Origin of the sequence: Nocardia sp. NPDC060255, assembly GCF_042727395.1 — a bacterium.
Taxonomy (GTDB): Bacteria; Actinomycetota; Actinomycetes; order Mycobacteriales; family Mycobacteriaceae; genus Nocardia.
The window spans coordinates 40112-51749 of the sequence record NZ_JBHXAU010000043.1 but is presented as its reverse complement, the minus strand read 5'-3'; the positions used below and the strand labels follow the sequence as shown (position 1 = coordinate 51749).

The 11638-nt window shown below is 68.3% G+C and carries 9 protein-coding genes; 6 read left to right on the top strand and 3 right to left on the bottom strand.

Annotated features, from left to right (window positions below):
- The first annotated feature begins 116 nt into the window (after window positions 1-116).
- On the top strand, window positions 117-1409 hold the full coding sequence (gene aroA, locus ACFWF1_RS42485) for a 3-phosphoshikimate 1-carboxyvinyltransferase (RefSeq protein ID WP_379285585.1): 1293 nt from the start codon (window positions 117-119) through the stop codon (window positions 1407-1409).
- A complete protein-coding gene (gene rsgA, locus ACFWF1_RS42480; protein ID WP_379285753.1) occupies window positions 1406-2422 on the top strand; it encodes a ribosome small subunit-dependent GTPase A in 1017 nt (338 codons plus the stop codon). The genes aroA and rsgA overlap by 4 nt, the downstream gene beginning before the upstream one ends.
- Before the next feature lie 48 nt (window positions 2423-2470).
- Here rsgA and ACFWF1_RS42475 read toward each other — a convergent pair whose 3' ends face one another.
- The 3 genes from ACFWF1_RS42475 to ACFWF1_RS42465 all read right to left on the bottom strand — a co-directional run bounded on the left by ACFWF1_RS42475 (window position 2471) and on the right by ACFWF1_RS42465 (window position 6469).
- Window positions 2471-2872, bottom strand: coding sequence for a YybH family protein (locus ACFWF1_RS42475; protein ID WP_379285587.1), 402 nt, complete (start codon window positions 2870-2872; stop codon window positions 2471-2473).
- A gap of 129 nt (window positions 2873-3001) precedes the next feature.
- Window positions 3002-5854 (bottom strand): preprotein translocase subunit SecA, encoded by a 2853-nt coding sequence (gene secA / locus ACFWF1_RS42470; protein WP_379285588.1) that lies wholly within the window; start codon window positions 5852-5854, stop codon window positions 3002-3004.
- Window positions 5855-6058: 204 nt separating this feature from the next.
- A complete protein-coding gene (locus ACFWF1_RS42465; RefSeq protein WP_379285590.1) occupies window positions 6059-6469 on the bottom strand; it encodes an Rv3235 family protein in 411 nt (136 codons plus the stop codon).
- Between the two features lie 304 nt (window positions 6470-6773).
- Between ACFWF1_RS42465 and ACFWF1_RS42460 the strand changes: the two genes are divergently transcribed.
- From ACFWF1_RS42460 to ACFWF1_RS42445, 4 genes are all read left to right on the top strand, one after another.
- A complete protein-coding gene (locus ACFWF1_RS42460; protein ID WP_379285592.1) occupies window positions 6774-8195 on the top strand; it encodes a wax ester/triacylglycerol synthase family O-acyltransferase in 1422 nt (473 codons plus the stop codon).
- Between the two features lie 73 nt (window positions 8196-8268).
- Window positions 8269-8778, top strand: a complete 510-nt coding sequence (locus tag ACFWF1_RS42455) for a DUF6912 family protein (protein WP_379285755.1) — start codon at window positions 8269-8271, stop codon at window positions 8776-8778.
- 149 nt (window positions 8779-8927) lie between these two features.
- Window positions 8928-10085, top strand: a complete 1158-nt coding sequence (locus tag ACFWF1_RS42450; protein ID WP_379285593.1) for a ferredoxin reductase — start codon at window positions 8928-8930, stop codon at window positions 10083-10085.
- An 82-nt stretch (window positions 10086-10167) separates the two neighbouring features.
- Complete coding sequence (locus ACFWF1_RS42445) at window positions 10168-11607, top strand: fatty acid desaturase (protein ID WP_379285595.1); 1440 nt, start codon at window positions 10168-10170, stop codon at window positions 11605-11607.
- Window positions 11608-11638 lie beyond the last annotated feature (31 nt).

The following is an 11638-nucleotide window of genomic DNA, read 5'->3' as shown; positions in this document are numbered from 1 at the left end:
GTGTATAAGAGACAGGTCGAAGCGCATGCGCCGCAGGCGCGAGTCTCGACCGCTCGGACGCGAGACTAAGGGGCCGCGAACCACGCCGCGGCCACGCGGCCAATTAAGCTAGCCTCGTGAGTTTCTGGCCAGCGCCCTATGTCGATGTCCCGGTGCACGCGACCGTGACCCTGCCTGGATCGAAGTCGATCACGAACCGGGCATTGATCTTGGCCGCCTTGGCCGACGGTCCTTCGACGCTGTCCGGTGCGTTGCGCAGCCGCGATACGAATCTGATGATCGCCGCGTTGCGGGCGCTCGGCACAAGCATCGAGGGTGATGCGGACACGCTGACCGTGACCCCCGCTCCGCTGCAAGGTGCCAGCGTCGACTGCGGACTCGCGGGCACCGTGATGCGCTTCCTGCCGTCGGTGGCCGCGCTCGCCGCGGGCGATGTCGCCTTCGACGGTGACGCGCAGGCCAGGGTTCGCCCGCTCAGCACCATCTTGGACGCGCTGCGCAGCCTCGGTGCCGATATCGACGGCAACACGCTGCCGTTCACCGTGCACGGCAAGGGCGCGCTGCGCGGCGGCACGGTGACCATCGACGCTTCCGGGTCCTCGCAGTTCGTTTCCGGCCTGCTGCTGTCGGCGGCGCGGTTCGACGAGGGCCTGATCGTGCATCACGACGGCAAGGCGCTGCCCTCGATGCCGCACATCGAGATGACCGTGGAGATGCTGCGCCGCGCCGATGTGCAGGTGCAGGCGCCCGAACACAGCCGCCTCGCGCAGACCTGGCAGGTGGCGCCGGGCCCGATCCGCGCGGTGGATTGGGACGTGGAGCCGGATCTGTCCAACGCGACGCCGTTCCTGGCGGCCGCCGCGGTCACCGGCGGCGAGGTCAAGATCCCGCACTGGCCGCGGCTCACCACCCAGCCCGGCGACGTGATCCGCGAAATCCTGGTGCGGATGGGCGCCGAAGCGCGCGTTTTCGACGGCGTGCTGACCGTGCACGGTCCCGATCGCCTGGCGGGCATCGACATCGACCTGCACGATGTAGGCGAACTGACGCCGACGGTCGCGGCGCTGGCCGCGCTGGCCGACTCCCCGTCGCACCTGCGCGGCATCGCGCATCTGCGCGGCCACGAGACCGACCGGCTCGCCGCGCTGTCCACCGAGATCAACCGGCTCGGCGGCAAGGTCACCGAGACCGAGGACGGGCTCGAGATCGTGCCCGCCGAATTGCACGGTGGCCGTTGGCATTCCTACGCCGACCACCGAATGGCAACGGCCGGAGCGATTCTCGGGCTGCGGGTGCCCGGGATCGAGATCGAGGACATCGGCACAACGGCCAAGACTTTGCCGAATTTTGTTGCGCTGTGGGAACACCTGCTCGATCCGACGATCTCCGATCAAGGAGCGGCGCACTGAGGAAGCGCGAGTACGACGAATCCGACGTCCGGGTACGCCCGGGCAAGAGTTCGCGTCCGCGCACGAAAACCCGTCCGCAGCACAGTGATGCGGAATCCGCCATGGTGGTCTCGGTGGACCGCGGCCGCTGGGGTTGCGTACTCGGCGGCGATCCGAGCAAGCACATCGTCGCCATGCGCGCCAGGGAGCTCGGCCGCACGCCCATCGTGGTCGGCGACGAGGTGGATGTGGTCGGCGATCTGTCCGGCCGGCCCGATTCGCTGGCCCGCATCGTGCGGGTCACCGAACGCCGAACGGTGTTGCGGCGCACCGCCGATGACACCGATCCGTTCGAGCGGATCGTCGTCGGCAACGCCGAGCAGCTGTTCATGGTCGTCGCCCTGGCCGACCCGCCGCCGCGCACCGGATTCGTCGAGCGCTGCATGGTGGCCGCGTATGCCGGCGGGCTGCACCCGGTGCTGTGCCTGACCAAGCACGATCTGGCCGCCGAGTCCGAATTCGCTTCCGCCTTCGAGGATCTCGACCTCACCATCGTTTACGGCGGCGTCGACGACCCGCTGCAGCCGGTGCTCGAGCTGCTCACCGGTCGCCTCACCGCGTTCATCGGTCACTCCGGCGTCGGCAAGTCCACGTTGGTGAATCGCCTTGTGCCAGACGCGTATCGGGCCGTCGGCGAGGTGTCCGGCGTCGGCAAGGGCAAGCACACGTCCACCCAGTCCGTCGCCCTGCCGCTGCCCGGCGGCGGCTGGGTCATCGACACTCCGGGCATCCGCTCCTTCGGCCTGGCCCACATCACCCCCGACGACGTGGTCGCCGCCTTCAGCGACCTCGCCGCCGCCATCGAGGACTGCCCGCGCGGCTGCACCCACCTCGGCCCGCCCGCCGACCCCGAGTGCGCACTGGACAAACTGCCCGGCAAAGAGCGCCGGGTGGCCGCCATCCGCCTGCTGCTCACCGCGCTGAACGCCAACGACCACTGGCAGACCAACAATGCTCCGCGGCCGGTCGACTAGCGGCCGGATCACGGCTTCGACACAGGTGAGGACGTTCCCCAACCTCACTCAGCCGGACAGCGCCGCGCTGGATTGTTCCTGTCCGTCGGGCTGGCCGGGAGCGAAGGGCCACTCTTCGAACCACGTGCAGCGCCCGTCCTGATCGAAGCGCAGCACCCATAGATCGCGCCAGCGGGCGGGTTGATCGGGGTACTCGACCTCCGCCCGGACTACTGCGGTAAGTCCTTCCACGGCAACGACTTCGGGCTCGATGGTGAACGACTCATTCGGGCTGTCGCGTCCGGTTTCCCAGAATTTCGCCAGCGCCGGTAACCCCGTGAGCGGTTCCGCCCAGGGGGAGACCTGGTATCCGATGTCGGGGGCGAAGAGGTCGCCGAGTTGCTCGGTCCCCGGCGATCGCCAGGCCCGTTCGTATTCGCCGACCCATGCCTCAACTGTGCTTCGGTCCACGAGCGCCGAAACTACGCCTGTTCGACAGGCTACGGGCGGGTTCCAGCGCAAAGGTGGCCCTACCGGCCGTCCTGTCCAGGAACGCAAAGGCGCCCAGGGACCGGAGTCCCTGGGCGCCTTTGCGTTCAATCAGTGGCGGCGACGCGGCTTGGGGGCGCGCCTCGTCTTGTCCTGCGCGCGGGCGGCCTCGCGGCGCTCGCGGCGGGTGGTGCCGTCGCCGTACTCCTCGGCGTCGCTGTGCACCTCGCGGTGCCCACCCTCGTCGGGGCCCGAGTAGCTCAGGCCACGCTGGCTGCCGGAGTCGATGCCCTTGGCGCGCAACGCCGCCGGGGCGCCGTTGCCGTTGGGCAGCGGGGCCTCGTCGGTGGGCAGCGGACGCGGCGCGGCCATCGCGCCGACCGGCGAACGCAGGCCCGGATCGACCGCGACGCCTTCGGGCTGCGGCTGCTGCACCTCGACCTGCAGGTTGAACAGGAAGCCGACCGACTCCTCCTTCAGGCCCTCGAGCATCGCCGCGAACATGTCGAAGCCCTCACGCTGGTACTCGACCAGTGGGTCGCGCTGCGCCATCGCCCGCAGGCCGATGCCCTCCTTGAGGTAGTCCATCTCGTAGAGGTGCTCGCGCCACTTGCGGTCGAGCACCGAAAGCAGCACCTGCCGTTCGAGATTGCGCATGCTGCCCTCGCCGGCCAGCCCGTCGATCTCGGCCTCGCGCCGCTCGTAGGCCTCGTGCGCGTCGTCGAGCAGCGCCTCGAGCAGCTCCTCGCGGCCCAGGTCACCCGCCTCGCCGACCGCGGTCTCACCGGTCAGTTCCTTGTAACTGACCTTGACCGGGTACAGCGTCTTGAGCGCCGTCCACAGCTTGTCCAGATCCCAGTCCTCGACGTAGCCCTCGGCGGTCGCGCCGTTGACGTAGGCGGTGACCACGTCGGTGATCATGCTCTGGACCTGGCCCTCCATGTCCTCGCCACGCAGGATCCGGTTGCGCTCGCCGTAGATGATGGTGCGCTGCTGGTTCATCACCTCGTCGTACTTGAGCACGTTCTTGCGGATCTCGAAGTTCTGCTGCTCGACCTGGGTCTGCGCGCTCTTGATCGCCTTGGAGACCATCTTGGCCTCGATCGGCACATCGTCGGGCAGGTTGAGTCTGGTCATGATCGACTCGAGCGCGGCGCCGTTGAAGCGGCGCATCAGCTCGTCACCCAGCGACAGGTAGAACCGGGACTCGCCCGGGTCGCCCTGACGGCCGGAACGACCACGCAGCTGGTTGTCGATACGACGCGACTCGTGCCGCTCGGTGCCGAGCACGTAGAGACCACCGGCGTCGCGAACGATCTCCGCGTCCGCCGACGTCTGCGCCTTGACCTGCTCCAGCGTCGGCAGCCAGGCCTGCTGGTAGGCGTCCGGCGTCTCGACCGGATCGAGGCCCTCGCGGCGCAGGATGATGTCGGCGATGATGTCCGGGTTGCCGCCGAGCACGACGTCGGTACCACGACCGGCCATGTTGGTCGCCACGGTCACCGCGCCCGGCCGACCGGCCTCGGCGATGATCTCGGCTTCCTTCTCGTGGAACTTCGCGTTCAACACGGTGTGCGCGATGCCGCGCTTGGTGAACTGCTTGGACAGGTACTCCGAGCGCTCGACGCTGGTGGTACCGATCAGCACCGGCTGGTCCCGCTCGTGCCGCTCGGTGACGTCGTCGACCACGGCCGCGAACTTGGCCTCTTCGGTCTTGTAGATCAGGTCGGACTGGTCCGCGCGGATCATCGGCTTGTTCGTCGGGATCGGCACCACGCCCAGGCTGTAGATCTGGTGCAGCTCGGCCGCCTCGGTCTCGGCGGTACCGGTCATGCCGGACAGCTTGTCGTAGAGGCGGAAGTAGTTCTGCAGGGTGATGGTGGCCAGGGTCTGGTTCTCCGGCTGGATCTCCACCCCTTCCTTGGCCTCGATCGCCTGGTGCATGCCCTCGTTGTAGCGACGCCCGACCAGGATGCGGCCGGTGAACTCGTCGACGATGATGACCTCGCCGTCGCGGACGATGTAGTCCTTGTCGCGCGAGTACAGCTCCTTGGCCTTGATCGCGTTGTTCACGTAACTGACCAGCGGCGAGTTGGCGGCCTCGTAGAGGTTGTCGATGCCGAGCTGATCCTCGATGAACTCGACGCCCGCCTCGTGCACGCCGATGGTGCGCTTCTTGATGTCGACCTCGTAGTGCAGGTCCTTCTTCAACAGCGGTGCGATACGCGCGAATTCGGCGTACCACTTGCTGGAGGCGTCGGCCGGGCCGGAGATGATCAGCGGCGTGCGCGCCTCGTCGATCAGGATGGAGTCGACCTCGTCGACCACGGCGAAGTTGTGCCCGCGCTGCACCAGATCGTCCAGCGAGTGCGTCATGTTGTCGCGCAGGTAGTCGAAGCCGAACTCGTTGTTGGTGCCGTAGGTGATGTCGGCGCCGTAGGCCACCCGGCGCTGCGCGGGCGTCATGCCGCCGAGGATCGCGCCGATCTCGAGCCCGAGGAAGCGGTGCACGCGGCCCATCCACTCGGAGTCGCGCTTGGCCAGGTAGTCGTTGGTGGTGACGATGTGCACGCCGTCGCCGCTGATCGCGTTCAGGTAGGCGGGCAGCACCGAGGTGAGCGTCTTGCCCTCACCGGTCTTCATCTCGGCGATGTTGCCGGTGTGCAGCGCGGCGCCGCCCATGATCTGCACCTTGTAGTGCTTCTGGTTCAGCACGCGCCAGGACGCCTCGCGGGCCACCGCGAACGCCTCGGCCATCAGCGCGCCGAGCGGGTCCGCGTGCCCCTCCTCGACCATGTCCGAGTACCGCTCGCGGAACTCGTCGGTCTTGCCGCGCAGTTCGTCGTCGGTGAGTAGCTCGTACTCCGACTCGAGGTCGAGAACCTGATCGGCGAAGTTGGCGAGCCGCTTGACCATGCGACCTTCACCAATCCGTAGCAACCTCGTCAGTGTCAGCGCAGGCACGGGTCTCGTCAGTCCTCTGGTCGGTGTGTCATTTCGTGTCGTCGGCGCCGGGCCGCGGGGTGGGACTCACGGCCGGCGTGCGGGTTCGCGCTCCGAGTGCGGAATCCGCTGCACGCCCCATGGTAATGCGGTGCCGATCGTAGGTGCCGACGAGCAGCGCCGTTCGGCCGGATCAGCGCGTGGCCGTGTCGTCCGCCCTGGTACTCACAGTACGCGGAACGCGGTCAGCTGCCAGCCCGCCCGGTGCAGCACCACGCACGCGGCGACCGCGAACACCCGGGGTCCGCGCTGGTAGCTGCCGTACACCTCGGCGGAGTTGGGGCCGGTCAGCTCGATCCCCAGTTTGGTCAGATGCGCCGGACCGAGTCCGTGCCCCGGTGGCGCGGTGCGCGCGAGCGTCTCGATGGCGGCGAGCACCGACGGTGCGGCGAGCCTGCGCAGTTGCACCACCGAGCGCTTGCCGTCCAGCACCTCCAGCACCAGCCGCAGCGAACTTTCAGCGAATCGACTTGCCGCGGAACCTGTTTCACCGTCGGTGCCGTACGATGTAAGACGTCCGTCGTGCCGGGCGCGTCGCTGGGCCACCCGATCGGTCGGCCCGCTATGTGACGGCATGCGACGGCAGGGCAGCGCGGCTCGCGGCGACAACGCCTCCGACCGACCGCGACCCGGCCGATCACCATCCAGCGGCGGCTCGAGCCGCGGCGCGGGCGAAAGCGATGGTCGTCGACTGTGCATCCGGTGTCCCCCTGTGATCGAATCGAGTTCCCCGTGCTCGAGTCGAACAGCTTGCCACGCCGAGCCGGGGTGGGTAAAGGGGATCGCCGATTTCACCGGATACGCCACAACGGAGCAGCTGAATCCCGGTGGCAACAGCACAATGGGCGTGAGGCGGCATCGAAAAGGAGCACCGGGCAGCGTGATCACGAGACTGACGCCGCAGGACGCGTCGTTCTATCGGCTCGAGTCGAGCAGCAATCCGATCCACATCGGCTCCCTCGCCATCCTCCGGAACACCGAGCCGGGCAGCGGCATCGCCGAACCGGTGCTCGACTACGACCGCCTGGTCGATCTGGTCGACGCCAGGCTCTCGCTGGTCCCCCGCTATCGCCGTAAGGTGCGCGAGATCCCGTTCGCCCTCGGCCGCCCGGTGTGGGTGGAGGACAGCCACTTCGACATCACCTATCACATCCGCCGCTCCGCCCTGCCCACTCCGGGCACCGATGAGCAACTGCACGAACTGGTGGCCAGGCTGGCCTCCCGGCCGCTGGATCAGACCAGGCCGCTGTGGGAGATGTACCTGATCGAGGGCCTGTCCGACGACCGCTGCGCGATCTTCACCAAGACGCATTCGGCCCTGGTCGACGGGGACACCGCGCTGGAGATCGGCCACGTGATCCTCGATACCGGCCCGTCGCCGCGCGAGCTCGCCGACGACGCGTGGCTCGCGCCGCGCGAACCCAACGAGCTGGAATTGCTCGTTGGGGCCTTGACACACCTGGCCGCCCAGCCGCGCGAAGCCCTGGAGGTGGCCAGGCATGCGAGCGGGCACGCCTTCGCGGTGATCGGCGCCGCGGGCCGGGCGATGGACTCGGTGGTCTCCGCCGTACGCGCCGCGACGACCGGCGCGCCGGACAGCCCGTTGAACGCGCGCACCTCGCGCAATCGCCGCTTCGACGTGGTGAGTACCGACCTGGAGGACTACCGCAAGATCCGCAAGCGCTTCAACTGCTCGATCAACGACGTCATCCTCGCGGTGGTCTCCGGCGCGCTGCGCAACTGGCTGCTCTCGCGCGGCGAGGGCCTCACCGAGTCGACCACGCTGCGCGCGGTGGTGCCGATGTCGGTGTATGTCGAAGGGGCGGACGGGGATCAGCTGAAACCGGCGAGCGAGGTGTCCTCGTTCCTGATCGATCTGCCGGTCGGCGAGCCCAATCCGGTGATGCGTCTTTCGCATATCGCGCACGCCACCGAGGCCAACGGCAGGCAGCATCGCGGCGTTCGCGCGCGCACGCTGGTGCATCTGGCCGGGTTCGCTCCGGCGAGCCTGCATGCCATGAGCGTGCGTGCGGCGAGTACCTTCGCAGAACACACTTTCAATCTGGTGATCACCAACGCACCAGGTCCGCAGACTCCGATGTTCATCGGCGGCGCGCGGATGCTGGAGATGTATCCGGTGTCGCCGCTGCTGCGCAATCAGGCCTCGAGCATCGGGATCACGTCCTATGACGGACGGGTTTTCTACGGACTCAACGCCGACCGCGACGCGATGGCCGACATCGGCGTGCTGGCCGCGTCGGTGCGCGATTCCATGGAGGAGATGCTCGGTGCCTGCGTCTGATCAGGAGAACTTGCGCCCTCGGGGCGCTCCGCAGGCTCCGCGCCTGCGGGTCTATATCCCCGCGACGGTGCCGATGCTGCGCGAGCTCGTCACCAACCGGGAGCTGCACCCGCTCGGCGGCACCGCGTTCGCGGTGACCCCGGCGCTGCGCGAGGCCTATGCCTCCGGCGACGACGAGGAGCTCGCCGAGGTCGCGATGGGCGAGGCCGCACGCGCCTCGCTGCGCCTGCTCGCCGCCGAACGCGACGGGACCGACGAACCGGCCGACGACGCCGAGCCGGCCGCGTCCGGCCGGCCGGTGTATCGGCGCGCGGTGATCGCCGCCGACGTGACCGGGGCGAAGCTGCGCCCCGACCTCGACGACGCCGTCGTCAAGCTGGCCGGACCGATCAGCTACGACCAGATCGGCTGCGTGCACGTCGACCTGGCGGAGGCCGAGCCCGAGGTGGCCAAGGCCGTCGACGTGGTGGACGCCGCCGACCTCGGCGACACCGACGCCGAGTTCGTGCTCGGCGACGCCGAGGATCACCAGCTGGCCTGGTACGCCGCGCAGGAATTGCCGTTCCTGCTCGAACTGCTCTGACGTTCCCTTATCGCACGGGCCTAGTGACGGCCGGCCGATCAGCCGGGATGATAAGGGTGACGGCCACGACACGTCAGCTAACCTACGATGCCGTAACCTGGCTGTTGCGTGGGCAGCGCATCCGACCAACAGGAAGACGAACGGCAGCGATGAGCTCGAAAACTGGGGGATTCTCCGTGCGGGGCGTGCGAGAGTGGCTGGAGGCTCCGGCCGCCGCTGTCGCCGAGCGCGGCGGCAGACTGAACGTGCTGCGCGGGGCCGTGGCACGCGTCACCACTCCCCTGCTGCCGGATGACTATCTGCATTTGGCCAACCCGCTGTGGTCGGCCCGCGAGCTGCGCGGTCGCATCGTCGACGTGCGCAAGGAGACCGCGGATTCGGCCACCCTGGTGATCAAGCCGGGCTGGGGCTTCGACTTCAAATACGAGCCGGGCCAATACATCGGCATCGGCGTGCTGATCGACGGCCGCTGGCACTGGCGGTCCTACTCGCTGACCTGTCCGCCGAACTGGTCGGACCCGGAGGCGGGCGGCAAGCGCGTCATCTCCATCGCGGTGAAGGCGATGCCGGAGGGCTTCCTGTCCAGCCACCTGGTCAGCGGTGTCCCGGTCGGCACCGTGGTGCGGCTGGCCGCGCCGCAGGGCGGATTCGTGCTGCCCTACCCGCCGCCGGAGAAGGTGCTGTTCCTCACCGCGGGCAGCGGCATCACCCCGGTGCTGGCGATGCTGCGGTCGATGGACCGGCGCGACATGGTCACTGATGTGCAGCACCTGCATTCCGCGCGCACCGCCGAGGACGTGATGTTCGGCGCCGAGCTGCGCGACCTGCACGATCGGCATCCGAGTTTCACCTCGCACCTGAACCTCACCGGCGAGCACGGCAAGTTCGCGCTGGCCGGGCTCGACGAGAAGTTCCCCGACTGGCGCGAGCGGCAGACCTGGGCCTGCGGACCGGCCGCGATGCTGGACGAGATCGAACACCACTGGCGCGACGCGGGCGTCGCGGACCGGCTGCACGTGGAGCGGTTCGAGATCGCGCGATCCGCGGTCGGCGAGGGCGGCACGGTCACCTTCGGCAAGACCGGCCGCAGCACCGAGGTCGACGGCGCGACCAGCCTGCTGGAGGCGGGCGAGTCGGCGGGCGTGCAGATGCCGTTCGGTTGCCGGATGGGCATCTGCCAAACCTGTGTCGTGACACTGAGTTCCGGGCACGTACGTGACCTGCGCAACGGTGACGAGCATCGCGAGGGCGACAAGGTGCAGACCTGCATTTCCGCCGCGGCGGGCGACTGCACCCTTGACGTCTGAGCGTGCCCCGGGCCTCGGCTCGGGACGGCGCCGACGTTCTTTGGGTACCCTCAAATCAAATTGAGCAGCGAAAGGACACCCGGTGGCAATCACCGATATTCAGGCGTTCGCCCACCTGACTGCGGCAGACATCGAAACACTGGGGCAGGAGCTCGATTCGATCCGCCGCTCGGTGGAGCAGTCACGCGGCGAGCGTGACGCGAAATACATTCGACGCACCATCGCCGCGCAACGCGCACTCGAGATGGCCGGGCGGGCGGTGCTGTTCGGCAGCCGCAATCGCTGGGCCTGGCTCACCGGTACCGCGATGCTGTCCGTCGCCAAGATCGTCGAGAACATGGAGCTCGGGCACAACATCAGCCACGGGCAGTGGGACTGGATGAACGATCCGGAGATCCACTCCAGCACCTGGGAGTGGGATCAGACCGGGCCGTCGTCGCAATGGCGGCGGGCGCACAACTACTCCCATCACACCTATACCAACGTGCTCGGCAAGGACGAGGACCTCGGCTTCGGCATCCTGCGGATGACCCGCGACGAGACATGGCGCCCGATCCACCTGGTGCAGCCGCTGGCCAACCTGGTGCTGGCCGCCACCTTCGAGTGGGGCATCGCGCTGCACGACTGGAGCATCGAGAAGGAGCTCGCGGGAACTCCACCCGGGTGGAAGTCGGAGCCGAACCGCGAGTTCGGCCGCAAGATCACCCGCCAGGTGGGCAAGGACTTCCTGTTCTATCCGGCGCTCACCGGCCCGGCGTTCATGTCGACGCTGAAGGCGAACGCGACCGCCAACCTGGCCCGCAACCTGTGGGCCTACGCGGTGATCTTCTGCGGTCACTTTCCCGACGGCGCCGAGAAATTCACCATCGAGCAGCTCGAGGGCGAGACCAGCGGCGAGTGGTACCTGCGGCAGATGCTCGGCAGCGCCAACTTCAAGGCCGGGCCCGCGATGGCGTTCATGAGCGGCAACCTCTGCTACCAGATCGAACACCACCTGTTCCCGGACCTGCCGAGCAACCGGTACCCGGAGATCGCGGTGCGGGTACGCGAACTGTGCGACAAGTACGACCTGCCCTACACCACCGGCTCGCTCGGCAAGCAGTACCTGCTCGCCTTCCGGACCATCCACAAGCTCGCCCTGCCGGACCGTTTCCTGAAGGCCACCGCCGACAACGCGCCCGAGACCTCCTCGGAACGCAAGTTCGCCGGCATCACCCTGCCGTCGCTGCCGAGTTCGGACACCGCGAGCTGGCTCGGCGTCGATCCGGAAACCGGGCAGCGGCGCGGCCTGCGCTCGGCGATGCGCGAGGCCAAGGTGGTGCTCAAGGAGAAGGCGCGGCAGGAGAAGGAAATGCTGCGCGAGGCCAAGCGCGCGCTGCGCGAGAAGGCCGAGCACGAGAAGGAGGCGCTGCGCGAGGCCACCGTGGCGCTGCAGGAACGGGCGCGCACCGAGCAGGCTTCGCTGCGCCGCAAGGCCGTGCGGCAGCGGGCCTCGTTGCGGCGCACACGCCGTCGTCAGTGAACTGAACAGTCGAGGGCCGGTACTCGGGCGG

Coding starts and splice junctions, on each gene's coding strand:
- ACFWF1_RS42465 (WP_379285590.1), bottom strand. CDS start 6,469: ATGCCGTCACATAGCGGGCCGACCGATCGGGTGGCCCAGCGACGCGCC.
- ACFWF1_RS42455 (WP_379285755.1), top strand. CDS start 8,269: ATGCTGCGCGAGCTCGTCACCAACCGGGAGCTGCACCCGCTCGGCGGC.
- ACFWF1_RS42450 (WP_379285593.1), top strand. CDS start 8,928: ATGAGCTCGAAAACTGGGGGATTCTCCGTGCGGGGCGTGCGAGAGTGG.